The sequence below is a fragment of the Pseudarthrobacter sp. As-47 genome, assembly GCF_058215595.1.
This window is the reverse complement of sequence record NZ_CM177088.1, coordinates 1,734,564-1,749,921: the sequence shown is the minus strand read 5'-3', so window position 1 is coordinate 1,749,921 and position 15,358 is coordinate 1,734,564. Positions and strand designations below refer to the sequence as shown.

The following is a 15,358-nucleotide window of genomic DNA, read 5'->3' as shown; positions in this document are numbered from 1 at the left end:
CCCGCCTTCCAGCCACCAGGAGTTTCCGTGACAACTAATGACGTTCCGTTCGAGCGGACGTTCAGGGAGATGTTCCGGCGCCACGCCGCCGGTGTCGCCATCATCACGGTGAACTACCAGGACCAGCCCTACGGCTTCACCGCCACCTCCGTGGCCTCGTTGTCCGCACAGCCGCCGCGCTTCACGTTCAACATGGCCCGCAGCTCCCGGTCGTGGCCTGCTGTCGCCAACACCACCTACCTGGGGGTCCACATGCTGGGCCTCGAGAACATGCAGCTGGCCGACCGGTTCGCGGGGGCAGGCAACCGTTTTGAGGGCGACCATTGGGAAACCGGTCCGCACGGGGTGCCCATCCTGAAGGACGTGGCGGGCTGGCTGATCGGCGAAGTGCAGATGCGGCTGTCCTTCGAGAACAACGCCGTGGTGGTGGTCCAGGTGGTGGACGGCCAGGTGGGCGGCGACGGCTCACCGCTGCTGTACCACGGCGGCGCGTACGGCCAGCCCGTCCCGCTGGACTACGAGATCTAGCAGTCCCCCACCACCCGCGGACGACGACGGGACACGCCTCCCGTCGTCGTCCTTCCCTCGTCGTCCTCTCGTCAGCAGGCCGCTTAGGCGTCCAGGCAGGCAGGGCCGAGCAGCACCTTGAGGTCGCCGAACAGTGACGGGCTGGGGTTCACGCGGAGGTGGACCGGCAGTCCCATGACTTCCGTCCGCGTATCGCCCTGCAGGTGCAGGCGCACCTCGGAGTTGCCGCGGTGCGTGCGGAGGACGTCGCCCAGCTCGGTGACCACAGCCTCGGTGGCTTTGTACGTGGGCATGGTAATCACCAGCGGCCCGTTGAGCCCCTCGCTGAGGTCCGGAACGGACAGCTCCATGCAGTTCAGGGTGATGGCACCGTCGTCCCGTTTCTGGAGGCGCCCCTTGACCACCACGATCAGGTCCTCCGCGAGGACAGAGGCGATGGGTCCGTAGACCTGGCCGAAGAACATGACTTCCATGGAACCGCCAAGGTCCTCCACTTCGGCCCGGGCGTACGCGTTGCCGCTGGCTTTGGCAATGCGCCGGCTCAGCGAGGTGATCATGCCCGCAATGGTGATGATGGCGCCGTCCTGCGGCCCGTCCTCGCCGAGGACGGAGGTGATGCTCATCTCCGCGTGCTGGCTGAGCAGTCCCTCCAGGCCCTGCAGCGGATGGTCCGAGACGTACAGTCCGAGCATGTCCCGCTCGAAGGAAAGCTTGTCCTTCTTCTCCCACTCCGGCAGGTCGGGGATCTCGATACTCAGGGATGACTCGGATTCGGCTTCGTCGAACCCGGCGAAGAGATCGAACTGTCCGATCGCCTCGTTCCGCTTGAGGGTGATGACGGAGTCGATGGCCTCTTCATGGATCATGGCCAGGGCCCGGCGGTGGTGCCCCAGCGAATCGAAGGCGCCGGACTTGATCAGTGATTCGATGGTCCGCTTGTTGCAGACCACGGCAGGGACCTTCATCAGGTAATCCTTGAAGGACGTATACGCGCCCTCGCTCTCGCGGGCGGCCACCATGGCCTCCACCACGTTCACGCCGACGTTGCGGATGGCGCCCATGCCGAAGCGGATGTCGTTGCCCACTGGGGTGAAGTTCAGTGCGGACTCGTTGACGTCCGGCGGCAGCACGGTGATGCCCATGCGGCGGCACTCGTTAAGGTAGATCGCCGACTTGTCCTTGTCATCCCCCACCGATGTCAGCAGCGCGGCCATGTACTCCGGCGCGTAGTGGGCCTTGAGGTAGGCGGTCCAGTAGGAGATCACGCCGTACGCGGCGGAGTGTGCCTTGTTGAACGCGTAGTCGGAGAAGGGAAGCAGGATGTCCCACAGGGTCTTGACGGCCTCCATTGAGTAGCCGTTGTCCTGCATGCCCTGGGAGAACCCGGCGAACTGCTTGTCCAGCTCCGATTTCTTTTTCTTGCCCATGGCGCGGCGGAGGATGTCCGCCTGGCCCAGCGAGTAGCCGGCCAGCTTCTGCGCCACCGCCATGACCTGCTCCTGGTACACGATCAGGCCGTAGGTTCCGCCGAGGATCTCCGCGAGCGGTTCCTTCAGCTCGGGGTGGATCGGGATGACTTCCTGGATTCCGTTCTTGCGGAGCGCGTAGTCCGTGTGCGCGTTGGCGCCCATGGGCCCGGGACGGTAAAGGGCAAGGACGGCGGAGATGTCTTCGAAGTTGTCAGGCTTCATCAGCTTGAGCAGGGACCGCATGGGCCCGCCGTCGAGCTGGAACACGCCCAGGGTGTCGCCGCGGGCCAGGAGCTCGTAGGACGGGGCGTCATCCAGTTCCAGCGACTCGAGGTCCAGGTCGATGCCGCGGTTCATTTTGATGTTTTCCAGGGCATCGGAAATGATCGTCAGGTTCCGCAGGCCCAGGAAGTCCATCTTGATCAGCCCCAGGCCCTCGCACGTGGGGTAGTCGAACTGGGTGATGACCTGGCCGTCCTGGATGCGGCGCATGATGGGGATGACGTCGATGATCGGGTCCGAGGACATGATGACGCCGGCGGCGTGGACGCCCCACTGCCGCTTCAGGCCCTCGATGCCCAGAGCCGTCTCGAAGACTTTGGCAGCCTCCGGGTCGGTGCTGATCAGCTGGCGGAAGTCGCCCGCCTCGCCGTAGCGCTTGGCTTCCGGATTCTGGATGTCCGCCAGCGGAATGTCCTTGGCCATCACGGCCGGCGGGAGCGCCTTGGTCAGCTGCTCGCCCATGCTGAACGGGTAGCCCAGCACGCGGGAGGAGTCCTTCAGCGCCTGCTTGGTCTTGATGGTGCCGTACGTGACGATCATGGCCACGCGCTCGTCGCCGTACTTCCGGGTCACGTAATCGATGACCTCGGAGCGTCGCCGGTCATCGAAGTCGACGTCGAAGTCGGGCATGGAAACGCGGTCCGGGTTCAGGAACCGTTCAAAGATCAGGCCGTGGCGCAGCGGGTCGAGGTCCGTGATGCGCATGGCGTACGCCACCATGGAACCGGCGCCGGAACCACGGCCCGGGCCTACGCGGATGCCGTTGTTCTTGGCCCAGTTGATGAAGTCCGCCACCACCAGGAAGTACCCCGGGAAACCCATCGAGGTGATGACGCCCAGCTCGTAGTCCGCCTGGGCACGGACGTCGTCGGGGACACCGCCCGGATAGCGGTACTCGAGACCCTTGGCAACCTCTTTCACCAGCCAGGACGTTTCGTCCTCCCCAGGCGGGCAGGGGAAACGCGGCATGTAGTTGGCGCCGGTATTGAAGGAGACCTCGCAGCGCTCGGCGATGAGGAGCGTGTTGTCGCAGGCGTCCGGGTGGTCGCGGAACAGTTCGCGCATTTCCTGCGGGGACTTCAGGTAATAGCCGCTGCCGGAGAAGGCGAAGCGTGAACCGCCGTTGTCGTAAGTGGGCTCCAAGAGGGTGGACCCGGACTGGATGGCCAGGAGCGCCTCGTGGGCCTTCGCGTCGTGCTCGTGGGTGTAGTGGAGGTCGTTGGTGGCCACCAGGGGAAGGTTCAGGTCCTTCGCAAGCCGCAGCAGGTCGCCGGTGACGCGCCGCTCGATGTCCAGCCCGTGGTCCATGAGCTCGCAGAAGTAGTTCTCGGCCCCGAAGATGTCCCTGAACTCCGCGGCGGCTTCCAGCGCTTCACGGTACTGGCCCAGCCGCAGCCGGGTCTGGATCTCCCCGGAGGGGCAGCCCGTGGTGGCGATCAATCCCTCGGAGTAGGTGTTGAGCAGTTCCCGGTCCAGGCGTGGCCATTTGCCGAACACGGCGTCCAGCGAAGCGATGGAGGACGCCCGGAACAGGTTCCGCATGCCCGCATTGTTGTAGCTGAGCAGGGTCATGTGGGTGTAGGAACCGCCGCCGGAGATGTCGTCCTTGCGCTGGTGCTCTTCGCCCCACCGCACGCGGCTCTTGTCGCCGCGGGCCGTTCCCGGAGTCACATAGGCTTCGACGCCGATGATCGGTTTGATCCCCTTGTCGGTGGCCTTCTTCCAGAAGTCGAAGGCACCGAAGAGGTAGCCGTGGTCGGTGGTTGCGAGTGCGGGCATCCCCAGCCGCTCGGTCTCGTCGAACAGCTCACCGAGCCTGGCGGCGCCGTCCAGCATCGAGTACTCGGTGTGGTTGTGGAGATGGACAAACGAGTCATTGCTGGAAGTCACCGCACTATTCTATGCGCCGGACAGGCGGCGAAAGCGCTAGGCCTGCCCGGACCCGAGGACTTCCAGGGCATAGGCCAGGTCCTGCGGATAGTCGCTGGTGACCCGGACGCGCTCCCCCGTCACCGGGTGGTCAAACCCCAGTTCGCGGGCGTGCAGCCACTGCCGGGTCAGGCCGAGGGTGGCGGCCAGCCGCGGGTCGGCGCCGTACGTGAGATCTCCGGCACAGGGATGCCGGAGCGCGGAAAAGTGGACGCGGATCTGGTGGGTGCGGCCCGTTTCCAGGTGGACTTCCACCAGGCTGGCCTTGCCGAACGCTTCAATCACTTCGTAGTGCGTTACGGACGGGCGTCCGTCCTCGATCACAGCGAAACGCCAGTCATGCCCAGGATGCCGGCCGATGGGTGCGTCGATGGTACCCGCCAGGGGGTCGGGCAGGCCCTGCACCACCGCGTGGTAGACCTTGTCCACCGTCCGCTCCTTAAAGGCCCTCTTCAGGGCCGTGTAGGCACGCTCGGACTTTGCCACCACCATCACGCCGGATGTCCCGACGTCCAGCCGGTGCACGATTCCTGCCCGCTCCGGCGACCCGGAGGTGGAGATGCGGTAGCCGGCCCCTGCGAGCCCTCCCACCACCGTGGGCCCCACCCATCCCGGTGAGGGGTGCGCGGCAACACCGACCGGTTTGTCGACGACGACGAAATCCTCGTCGTCGAGCAGGATCTTCAGGCCTTCCACAACTTCCTCCACGACTTCCAGCGGGTCACGCCGCTCCGGCATGCTGACCCTGAGGACATCGCCCGCCACCAGCTTTGCCGACTTGCCCAAGGGCTTGCCCTTGCTCTCCACATGCCCCTCCGCAAGGAGGGACGCGGCAAGGGACCGCGAGATGCCCAGGAGGGCCGCGAGCCCGGCGTCCGCACGGGTTCCCCCGTATTCGTCGGCAACGATAATCTGCTCAGGCATTGCTTCAGGCATCGCCGGACTTGTCCTTGCGTTCAGGGGTCAGCCTGCTTCCATCGAGGGTAATGCCGCGCAGCGTCAGGATGCAGATGATGGCGACGGCGGACACCACCGCTGAGTCCGCGATGTTGAAAATGGCAAAATTGGGGAGCTGGATGAAGTCCACCACATGGCCCATGCCGAAGGAGGGTTCGCGGAACAGCCGGTCGGTCAGGTTGCCGAGCGCTCCACCCAGGAGCAGGCCCAGCGCCAGGGACCACCAGACCGAGCCGAGCTTGCGGACCTGGAAGAGAATGGCCACGGACACCGCGGCCATGATGATCGAAAACACCCAGGTGACGTTTTCCCCGATGGAAAAGGCCGCGCCCGAATTTCGGATGAAGTACCAGTGCAGGAGCGGCGGGAACACGGGGATCCGTTCGCCCTCCACCATGCTGGAGGTAACCCAGAGCTTGGTGAGCTGGTCCAGGACGTAGGCAAAGAGGCCGAACCCGGCGAAGACGGAGAGCAGCACGGCCCGGCGCGGGCGCGGTGCGGGTGGGACAGGGCGTGCGGGATCCGCAGCAAGTTCGTCAGTCATGGTGCTTTCATTCGTACAACAGGTGACAATGCCAAAAGCCGGCGGCCGAGGAATCCTCAGCCACCGGCTTTCAGAATACGTGCTTTGACGGACTAGTTGGCTTCGCTGACTTCCGGCGTAGCCACGGAACCGCGGGCGTCCAGGTCGCGCAGCTGGCCTTCGATGTAGGCCTTCAGGCGCGAACGGTAGTCGCGCTCGAAGCCGCGGAGCTGCTCCACCTTGCGCTCCAGGACCGAACGCTGCTGCTCGAGGGCGCCCAGGATCTTGCGGGACTTCTCCTGTGCATCGTTGACCAGGCTGCTGGCTTCGATCTGCGCCTCGGCGATGATCTTGTCCTTCTGGGCCTGGCCGTCGGCCACGTGGCGGTCGTGCATCTGCTGGGCCATGGCCAGGAGGCCGGCTGCGGACTCGGCGGAAGGCGTGGCGACGGCGGCAGCTGCTGCAGGGGCAGCAGCGGCGGCAGGCTGGACGTCCTTCTTCTTGCTGGCTTCGGCAGCCTTGGCTTCGGCTTCCGCCTTCTCGCGTGCCTCATCCTTGTCGGCCTTGACGGGCGCGGGAACCTTCTCCACAACGGGGGCAGCGGCCGAGCTGGCCGGAACGCTGGAACCGGCTTCGGCGAGCTTCTTGCGAAGTTCGTCGTTCTCCTGGTTCAGGCGGCGGAGTTCAACGACGATCTCGTCCAGGAAGTCATCAACTTCGTCCTGGTCGTACCCTTCGCGGAACTTGGTCGGCTGAAAGCGCTTGTTGACAACGTCTTCTGGCGTCAAAGCCATCTGGTCACCTCACTGGTCTAGTTAGTCAGTAGGCCTTCCGGCCGTCAAAACTACGGTACCTAAATTTGGTCTGGTTACTCTAATTCAACACTGCGGTGTCAAACGTGAGTTTTCTTCGCTTCACAGTAGCTGTTCCCGGACGGGTCCACCCTGTGCTGCTAGGTCTATACGGGGTAAATCAGGCCAGGCCCCTTGTGATTCCCATCGCAATGCTGACGGCGATGAACAGAACCAGGAAGCCCAGGTCCAGGGAGATGCCGCCAAGCCGCAGGGGCGGGATCACCCGGCGCAGTACCTTCAGTGGCGGATCGGTGATGGAGTACACAGCGTGGGCGGCCACCAGGGCGACGCCCCGCGGACGCCATTCCCGGGCGAACATCTGCACCCAGTCAAAGACCAGGCGGATGATCAGGGCAACGAAGAACAGGAGCAGCGCGAGATAGACAAGTCCGAAAGCAATTCCCATGACTTAACTCATATCTCCATGTTCATCTGTGTACCGCGGCTTCCTGCCGATGTGTCCTGTCTATTTCAACACAGATGCCAGACAGGTGTCCCTGCCTGGCATCCCTGTACTGCCCGAGGGTCAGCTTTGGTTGAAGAAGCTGGCCTGCGTTTCGCTGATTTTCTTGTCGTCACCGATGACCTCAACGTACGACGGCGACAGCAGGAAGACCTTGTTGGTCACCCGCTCGATGCTTCCGCGGAGTCCGAAGACCAGGCCGGCGGAGAAGTCCACCAGGCGCTTGGCGTCGGCCTCGCCCATGTCCGTGACATTCATGATCACCGGGATGCCGTCCCGGAAGCTCTCACCGATGAGCTTGGCATCGTTGTAGGAGCGCGGGTGGATGGTGGTGATCTGGCGGAGCCCGCTGGTCTCTTCGCGGCTCGACGCCGCACGTTTGATGGGGGTCACTGGGGCGCGGTATTCCTCTTCGGGGGTGTAGGACGTTTCGCGGCTGACCTCACGGACGGGTGCAGGTGCACGGCGTTCCTCGCGGTCAGCTTCCATAGTTTCGTCCTCATCCTTACGTGTTGTCTGTTGCTCGGACTCGTAATGCTCATCGCCGTCGGCGAGCCCAAGATAGATCATTGTCTTGCGCAGAGCGCCGGCCATGGTCGACTCCTAATCGTGTCCCGTAAGCGGGCCGCCCAATGACTTGACAGCATTGAAGTCCCCCGCCCATCACTTGCAATAGCTCCGACGCTACCCCACGGCGGGACGCGATCCGAGAATATCGGAACCGATTCGCAGGTGTGTCGCCCCGAACGCGATGGCTGCCTCAAGGTCCTGGCTCATGCCGGCGGAAATGGCGGCAGCGCCTGGGTGCTGCGCCACGAGCCGCGCTGAGACTCCGGCCAGCTTTTCGAAGGCGCGCTCGGGTGGGGCGCCCAAGGGCGCCACTGCCATCACGCCCGCCAGCCGCAGGCCTTCGGCTTCGGCAATCCTGTCCGCCAGGAGCAACACGTCACCGGGCGCGGCACCTCCCCGGTGCGCACCGGCGTCGGCATGGTCTTCAAGGTTGACCTGGATGAAGCAGTCCAGTGGCGCACGCCCCGCCGCGGCGCGCTCGTTGTGCGCCGCCTTCGCCAGGGCATCCACGAGTTGGGGCCGGTCCACCGAGTGCACGGCGGACGCGTAGCGGACCACCGATTTGGCTTTCTTCGTCTGCAGCTGGCCCACGAAGTGCCAGGTCAGCCCGCACTCGGCCAGGATTTCCGCTTTCCCCGCAGCTTCCTGGTCCCTGTTTTCCCCGACGTCGGTCACTCCCAGGGCCGCGAGGCGCCGGATGTCCTCCACGGGATGGAACTTGGTGACCACGATCAGGGTCGGCAGCCTGTCTTCCCTGCCGGCCGCAGCCGCGGCCACACCGATCCGGCGCCGGACTGCTTCGAGCCGCCCGGCAAGCTCGGCGGTGCGCGGATCGCCTGCGCCTGCACCGCCGTCGTTCAGTGCGGGGTCAGTCATGGCACCAGACAAGGCCGGCGAAACGGCCGGTGCCGGAGTCGCGGCGGTAGGAGTAGAGGGAAGCCGTTTCCAAGGTGCAGGGACCGGCGTATTCAACGCCGACCCCGGCGTTTTCCAGCTGGCTGCGGGCGCCGGCCGGAAGATCCAGCGCCGGGGTTCCCCAGGAGGTGGTGGACCAGGTGGTGGGCACCGCCGCGGCAACCTCGTCCCGCAGCGCAGGCGGCACCTCGTAGCACCTGCCGCAAATGGACGGACCGAGCCAGGCGCGGATGTCCGCCGCGCCGAGCGATCTCATAGTGTCCACGGCGGACGGGATGACCCCGTTGGCCACGCCGGGCCGCCCGGCGTGGACGGCGGCCAGGACGTGGCCGTCAGCGGACGTTCCCGCCAGCAGGAGCGGGATGCAGTCAGCCACCATGACAGCCAGCGGCTGGGAACGCGAAACCATCGCATCTGCTTCCGGCGTCCCGCTGCCCCTGTCCATCACGGCCACCGTGGTGCCGTGCACCTGATTCATGAACCGGAGGCTGCGGGGTTCGATTCCCGCCGCGGCTTCGAGCTGTTCGCGCCGCCGCTGCACGGCGCCGGCGTCGTCGCCCACGTGCAGGGCGAGATTCCCCGCACCGCTGTCAGTAAAAGCGGCCGAGACCCCGGGAAGGATCTCGGCCCGCCAATGGAACAACCCGCGGCCTATTTCAGGAAGTCGGGGACATCCAGGTCATCCGAGCGGCTGCCGGTGAGGTCCGGTTCCACGACGGAGGGAAGGTCAACGTCGAAGCCGGAATCGGCCGGAACGGCCGACGGGCGCTGCTGCCCCCAGTTACTGAGGCCTGTTGCCCCGACACCTGCGTGGACCGGCTGGACGTGCACCTGGTGGTTTCCGGCGGAGGGAGCCTGCGACGGCGCTGGGGCCGCTGCCGGAGCTGCGGGCCGCTGGGGAGCAACCTGGGGCTGCGACTGGTCCATGGACGGCGAGGTGGCCTTGACGTCGTCGAAGCCGGCAGCAATGACCGTTACGCGGGCCTCGTCACCGAGGGCGTCGTCGATCACGGCACCGAAGATGATGTTCGCCTCAGGGTGGGCGACTTCCTGGACCAGGCGCGCGGCTTCATTGATCTCAAAGAGGCCAAGGTCAGAACCGCCCTGGATGGACAGCAGAACGCCATGGGCGCCGTCGATGGACGCTTCCAGCAGCGGCGATGCGATGGCCAGCTCGGCTGCCTTGACGGCGCGGTCTTCACCACGGGCAGAGCCGATGCCCATCAGCGCGGAGCCTGCACCCTGCATGACGGACTTCACATCGGCGAAGTCAAGGTTGATCAGGCCCGGGGTGGTGATGAGGTCCGTGATGCCCTGGACGCCCGAGAGGAGCACCTGGTCTGCTGAGCGGAAGGCGTCCAGGACCGACACGTTGCGGTCGCTGATGGACAGGAGCCGGTCGTTGGGGATGACGATGAGGGTGTCCACCTCGTCCCGGAGGGCGTCGATGCCGGCCTCTGCGGACCCGGCGCGGCGGCGGCCCTCGAAGGTGAAGGGACGGGTGACCACGCCGATGGTCAGTGCACCCAGCGAACGGGCAATGCGGGCGACGACGGGAGCGCCGCCGGTGCCGGTGCCACCGCCTTCGCCGGCCGTGACGAAGACCATGTCCGCGCCGCGGAGCACTTCCTCGATCTCGTCGGCGTGGTCCTCGGCGGCCTGCTTGCCCACCTCCGGGTTGGCGCCTGCGCCGAGCCCGCGGGTCAGCTCGCGTCCGACGTCGAGCTTCACGTCCGCGTCGCTCATGAGCAGGGCCTGGGCGTCGGTATTGATGGCGATGAATTCAACACCTCGGAGGCCGACCTCGATCATGCGGTTGACTGCGTTCACGCCACCGCCGCCGATGCCGACGACTTTGATGACGGCCAAGTAATTCTGCGGAGCTGCCACGTTACGTGTCCCTTGTTCGTGTCTTATTGCGAAAACTGATGGAGAGCTTGAAGCCAGTAACCTTAACCTTCGAGTTGAAGGTTATAGTTATGTCAAGTAACTCATGTCTGTGACGGTATTTCCTCTGCTGGCCACATTCAATAACCGGCTCCGCGTGTCGGATTAATACCGGAAATAAACCGTCAGCGCGTCACCGGGTGCCGGGGCACGCTGACGTCATAAACCTTGACGGGGTTCTTGGGATCGGCGGGAACTTTCAGGAGCGCCGCCAGGACTTTGGCCTTGAGCTCCTTCTCCCCCGCGTTGCCCCAGATGATGGTCTGGCCGTCCACGAGCTTGAGTTCCACCGCGTCCACCGACTGGGCGGAGGCGTTGGAAAGCCTGGCGAGGACGTCGGCGGGCAGGGCGCCCAGGACAGCGGCCGTCGCGCGGAAGAGATCCTGCCCGATGGCTCCCGCACCGCCGTCGATGACGGGCAGGGAGACGGACTCGGGATCGGCGGTGGCCGCCAGCTGGACTCCTTCGACGTCCACGAGCTGGTACTGCTCCCCCTGCTTGACCAGTGCCACCGGCACCCGTTCCCGCACTGCCACGGCCAGCCCTGAGGGCGGCCGGGCTTCCGCGGAGACCGACTTAACCTGGACCAGGGGCTCCAGCAGCCTCGCCACCTCGTCGTCGCTGATTTGCGGCAGCGGCTTTCCCCGCAGGGGCTCAAGCGCGGTTTCCACCTGGGCAGGCGTCAGCAGGCGCGTCCCGGAAACGGAGATGGTGTCAACGGCCAGGACCGGCGAGAAGGTGGCCACCGCCAGGAGGCCGGCCACGAGGGCGATGAGCGTTCCGGCGACAGCAAGGATATTCCGTTTGCGGCGCTTCCCTTTGGGCTCGGGAAAAACCAGCACGTTCCCGGCGGCTGCCGCGGACGGTTCCGCCTTCCGGCCCCTGCCCAGGCCTGGAATGCCGGCCCGTTTCGGTTTTGCCGGATCCGTACCCTTGCCGCCCCCTTCGGGCCCGGGCTCCGGAACGCTCCGGGAGGCCGAGATGACGTCGTCGGCCGCGGGTCCGGCCTTTCCACCGTTGCCGGTATTTCCATCGCTGCCGCCTGCGCCGCCGGAGCGGGCCGGGCGGCCGGTGGAGGTGTACGTGGGGCGGCGGGTGCTAGCCACGCAGGGCCTCGACGATCCGCGGCCCGTACGCCGTGACGTCGCCGGCGCCGGCTGTCAGCACAATGTCCCCGTCCGCGGCAGCGGCCGTCAGTGCGGAGACGGCGTCGCCGGCATTCACAAGGCGTCCCCCGCTGTCCAGGTGGTCGGCAATGAGCTGGCTGGTCACTCCCGGAATGGGATCCTCACGGGCGGGATAGATATCCAGCACCAGGGCGGTGTCGGCGAGGTTGAGCGCCTCGGCGAACTCCTGCGCGAACTCGCGGGTGCGGGAGAACAGGTGGGGCTGGAAGAGGACGTGCACTTTGTGTGCGCCGGCGACCGAACGGGCAGCGGCGAGGGCGGCCCGGACTTCGGTCGGGTGGTGGGCGTAGTCATCGAACACGCGGACTCCGCGGGCCTCGCCTTTGAGCTCGAAGCGCCGGGAGGCGCCGGAGAAGTGCGCCAGGGCGGCTGCGGCCGCTGCGGGGTCGACGCCAAGTTCAAGCGCGACGGCGAACGCGGCCGCGGCGTTCAGTGCGTTGTGCCGTCCGGGCACCTGAAGGGCCAGCGGGAAACGTCCGGAAGCCGTGGAGACCGCGACGTCGCCGGGACCGCCGTCGTGCAGCACGAGATCCGCCCCCTCGGTGGTTCCGTACAGCACCACGCGCGTGTTGCCCCTGGTCCGTGTTCTTTCAGCGAGGGCCAGCGCGCCGGCGTCGTCCGCGCAGGCAACCAGCACGCCGTCCGCGGGAAGCAGCGCGGTGAACCGGTCAAAGGACTCGTACACAGCCTCGGCCGTGCCGTAGTGGTCCAGGTGGTCCGGTTCAACGTTGGTCACCACGGCGATCCTGGGCCGGTAGTTGAGGAAGGAGCCGTCGGATTCGTCGGCCTCGGCCACGAAGATTCCGGAACTGCCGTGCGCTGCGTTGACGCCGAGCGCGGGAACATTGGCGCCGATGGCGAATGAAGGGTCCAGCCCGGCGCCCTGCAGCAGGACCGTCACCATGGACGTGGTGGTGGACTTACCGTGGGTGCCAGCCACCGTGACCACCGTGTCGCCGCCCATGGTGGCGGCCAGCGCCTCGGACCGGTGCAGCACGGGCAGTCCTGCCTCCCTGGCGGCCACCAGCTCCGGGTTGTCGGGGCGGATGGCGGATCCGGCCACGACTGTCTGGGCATCTCCCAGGTTGGCGGAGGCGTATCCCACCGCGATGCGGGCACCCGCGGCGGCGAGGTCGGCCATCACCGGCAGGTCTTTCGCGTCGGAGCCGCTGACCGGAACGCCGCGGGCAACCATGATCCTGGCAACGGCGGACATGCCGACGCCTCCGATTCCCACAAAGTGGACGCGGCCCAGCGACTCGAGGCTGGGAATGGTGGCGTGGTTCATGATGCTGCTGCTTCCAGGATGAGGTCAGCCATGCGCTGATCGGCGTTTCGGATGCCAAGCCGGTAGGAACTGCCGGCCATGGCTGCGAGCCGCGGCTGGTCCGTGATGAGCGGGATCAGTTCCCGGTCCACCCATTCGGGAGTGAAATCGCGGTCATTCACCAGCAGCGCACCGCCCGCGGCCACCAGTCCGGCAGCGTTCAGGGCCTGCTCGCCATTGCCTATGGGCAGCGGCACCAGCACGGCGGGGACGCCGACGGCGGCGACCTCGCAGACGGTGGCCGCCCCGGAGCGGGCCAGGAGCACATCCGCGGCGGCGTAGGCAAGCTCCATACCGTCCACGTACTCCACCTGGCGGTAGTCCTTTGCGGCAAGCGGCCGGCCGTCGCTGTCCATGACAGCCTTGCCGCGTCCGGTGATGTGCAGGGTCTGGATGCCTGCCGCCGACAGCCGTTCAACAGCGGCGGCAATGGTGCGGTTGATGCTCTGGGCGCCGGAGGACCCTCCGGTGACGATCAGCGCAGGCCGGACCGGGTCCAGGCCGAGGGCAGCGCGGGCGGCGGTGCGCGCGGCTGCCCTGTCCAGGCCTGAGATTTCGGTGCGCATGGGCATTCCAACGTGCCGGGCGTGGCGGAGCGGAGTGTTGGCGAACGCCACGGCGACGCGGCGGGTCATCAGGGCTCCCACCCTGTTCGCGAGTCCCGGACGCGCGTTGGCCTCGTGGATCACGATGGGAATCCGGCGTTTGCGCGCGGCAAGGTACATGGGCGTGCAAACATAGCCGCCAACTCCCACCAGGACATCAGCGCCTGCTGTATCCAGGATTGCTCCGGCCTGGCGTACGGCCCCGGCCAGCCTGGCAGGGAGGCGCAGCAGGTCCGCGGAAGGCCGCCGCGGGAACGGCACCCGGTCGATGGTGGCCAGTTCCACCCCTGCGGCGGGAACCAGCCTGGTTTCCATGCCGGACGGCGTGCCGACGGCGAGGATGGCGGCTTCCGGGGAGGCTTCCCGGAGTGCCGCGGCGATGGCGAGCAGCGGGCTGATGTGTCCGGCAGTGCCGCCGCCGGCCAGGACGATGGACGGGGTATTGGTGGTCATGGAGGGCTAGGTACGCTTTCTTGCAGTTTTCTTCCGGTCCGCGTTTTTCCGCGCCGGCTTGGCCTTGAACTTGAGCATCCGTTTGGGCCGGATGGCCGGGGCCATCTGTTCCCTGGCCAGGGAAAGCACAACCCCGATGGCGCAGAGCGACATCAGCAGCGCCGAGCCGCCGTAGGAGATGAAGGGCAGCGGGACGCCGATGACGGGCATCAGGCCGGTCACCACGGACATGTTCACGGTTGCCTGGCCCAGCAGCCACACCATGATGGTGCCGGCGAGGACACGGTGGAACATGTCCTCCTGAGCCACTACCACGCGGTAGATGGCGGCTCCCAGGATGGCGAAGAGGATCAGGACGACGACGGTCCCCACCAGTCCGAGTTCCTCGCCGATGATGGCGAAGATGAAGTCGTTGTGGGCTTCGGGGATCCAGCTGTACTTTTGCCGGCTTTGTCCCAGCCCCACCCCGAACCATCCTCCGGAGGCAAGCCCGTAGAGGCCGTTCGTGGCCTGGTAGTTGGCGTCGATACCGTCGGCACAGGACTGCCCGGTCCACCATGAGGTGATGCGGCACATGCGGTTGGAGCTGGTGACGGCCATGACAGCCGTCCCTGCGGCTGCGGCCAGGCCGGCAATGCCGAAGAGATAGAGAGGCGCCCCGGCGAAGAAGAGTGCGGCAGCCGTGACCATCATGATGATCATGGCGGTTCCGAGGTCGTTTCCCACCAGGACCAGGCCAACGATGATGATGGCCATCGGAACGGCGGGGACCGCGACGTGCTGCCACCGGCTGAGCAGCTTTCCCTTCCGGGCCAGGACGGTGGCCATCCAGAGCGCGAGTGCGAGCTTTGATGCTTCGGACGGCTGGAAGGTGATACCGCCGAGGTCGATCCAGTTCTTGTTGCCGTTGACTTCCGCGCCGACCAGCTGGACGAGTCCAAGGAGGACGACGGCGGCGATGACGGCGGGCCAGGCAAGCCGCTTGAGCCAGACCACGTTGATGCGGGACAGCACGAACATGGTGAAGATGCCGATGGCGGCGAACATGCCCTGTTTCAGCGCATCCCCGTACGGCGACTTGCCGGCGGCGATCGATTCCACGCTCGAGGCGGAGAGGACCATCATGATGCCGATGGCCGTCAGTGCCAGGGTGGAGCCCAGGATGAGGTAGTAGGTGGAGCCGTTCCTGGACGTTCCGGTCCCTTCAAGCGCCGACCAGAACTTCCGGTAGGCGGCGCGCAGCCTGGTGCCGGCGGCGGCAGGTGGCCGGAGCGGTGATGCGGAGGAGCCGGGACGCGGCTTGCCTGCCTGCTTCCGGGCTGGCGGGCGTGTGGGCGTGCTGACCATTG

General features: G+C 66.3%; 14 protein-coding genes. 1 reads left to right on the top strand and 13 read right to left on the bottom strand.

Annotated features, from left to right (window positions below; translation table 11 throughout):
• Positions 1 to 27: 27 nt before the first annotated feature.
• Positions 28 to 528, top strand: a complete 501-nt coding sequence (locus AC4BCK_RS08040; RefSeq protein WP_188813232.1) for a flavin reductase family protein — start codon at positions 28 to 30, stop codon at positions 526 to 528.
• 83 nt (positions 529 to 611) lie between these two features.
• On the opposite strand, the gene dnaE is transcribed toward AC4BCK_RS08040, so the two are convergent.
• The 13 genes from dnaE to ftsW form a co-directional block, all read right to left on the bottom strand.
• Entirely contained in the window at positions 612 to 4,169 is a 3,558-nt protein-coding gene (gene dnaE, locus AC4BCK_RS08035; RefSeq protein ID WP_363955122.1) for a DNA polymerase III subunit alpha, read from the bottom strand.
• A 36-nt stretch (positions 4,170 to 4,205) separates the two neighbouring features.
• Positions 4,206 to 5,132: an RluA family pseudouridine synthase gene (locus tag AC4BCK_RS08030; protein ID WP_364318268.1), complete on the bottom strand. Its 927-nt coding sequence runs from the start codon at positions 5,130 to 5,132 to the stop codon at positions 4,206 to 4,208.
• Positions 5,133 to 5,136: 4 nt separating this feature from the next.
• A complete protein-coding gene (lspA, locus tag AC4BCK_RS08025) occupies positions 5,137 to 5,709 on the bottom strand; it encodes a signal peptidase II (protein ID WP_364318270.1) in 573 nt (190 codons plus the stop codon).
• 92 nt (positions 5,710 to 5,801) lie between these two features.
• A complete protein-coding gene (locus AC4BCK_RS08020; RefSeq protein ID WP_174177004.1) occupies positions 5,802 to 6,482 on the bottom strand; it encodes a DivIVA domain-containing protein in 681 nt (226 codons plus the stop codon).
• Between the two features lie 178 nt (positions 6,483 to 6,660).
• Complete coding sequence (locus tag AC4BCK_RS08015; RefSeq protein WP_066275136.1) at positions 6,661 to 6,948, bottom strand: YggT family protein; 288 nt, start codon at positions 6,946 to 6,948, stop codon at positions 6,661 to 6,663.
• Positions 6,949 to 7,068: 120 nt separating this feature from the next.
• Positions 7,069 to 7,599 (bottom strand): cell division protein SepF, encoded by a 531-nt coding sequence (locus AC4BCK_RS08010; RefSeq protein ID WP_104188679.1) that lies wholly within the window; start codon positions 7,597 to 7,599, stop codon positions 7,069 to 7,071.
• Positions 7,600 to 7,689: 90 nt separating this feature from the next.
• The gene (locus AC4BCK_RS08005; RefSeq protein ID WP_251424694.1) at positions 7,690 to 8,451 is read right to left on the bottom strand and encodes a YggS family pyridoxal phosphate-dependent enzyme; all 762 of its coding nucleotides are present in this window, start codon (positions 8,449 to 8,451) and stop codon (positions 7,690 to 7,692) included.
• Positions 8,444 to 9,133, bottom strand: coding sequence for a purine nucleoside phosphorylase YfiH/LACC1 family protein (locus tag AC4BCK_RS08000; protein WP_490566815.1), 690 nt, complete (start codon positions 9,131 to 9,133; stop codon positions 8,444 to 8,446). The genes AC4BCK_RS08005 and AC4BCK_RS08000 overlap by 8 nt, the downstream gene beginning before the upstream one ends.
• Before the next feature lie 8 nt (positions 9,134 to 9,141).
• Positions 9,142 to 10,380 carry a cell division protein FtsZ gene (gene ftsZ, locus AC4BCK_RS07995; RefSeq protein ID WP_490566814.1) on the bottom strand — a complete coding sequence of 413 codons (1,239 nt, stop codon included), beginning with the start codon at positions 10,378 to 10,380 and terminating at the stop codon, positions 9,142 to 9,144.
• Between the two features lie 182 nt (positions 10,381 to 10,562).
• Positions 10,563 to 11,543, bottom strand: a complete 981-nt coding sequence (locus AC4BCK_RS07990) for a cell division protein FtsQ/DivIB (protein ID WP_400618577.1) — start codon at positions 11,541 to 11,543, stop codon at positions 10,563 to 10,565.
• Positions 11,536 to 12,912 (bottom strand): UDP-N-acetylmuramate--L-alanine ligase, encoded by a 1,377-nt coding sequence (murC, locus tag AC4BCK_RS07985; RefSeq protein WP_310113900.1) that lies wholly within the window; start codon positions 12,910 to 12,912, stop codon positions 11,536 to 11,538. The genes AC4BCK_RS07990 and murC overlap by 8 nt, the downstream gene beginning before the upstream one ends.
• Positions 12,909 to 14,009 (bottom strand): undecaprenyldiphospho-muramoylpentapeptide beta-N-acetylglucosaminyltransferase, encoded by a 1,101-nt coding sequence (gene murG / locus AC4BCK_RS07980; protein ID WP_364318280.1) that lies wholly within the window; start codon positions 14,007 to 14,009, stop codon positions 12,909 to 12,911. Before murG ends, murC begins: the two co-directional genes overlap by 4 nt.
• Before the next feature lie 6 nt (positions 14,010 to 14,015).
• On the bottom strand, positions 14,016 to 15,356 hold the full coding sequence (gene ftsW / locus AC4BCK_RS07975; RefSeq protein WP_174176991.1) for a putative lipid II flippase FtsW: 1,341 nt from the start codon (positions 15,354 to 15,356) through the stop codon (positions 14,016 to 14,018).
• Positions 15,357 to 15,358: the final 2 nt, after the last annotated feature.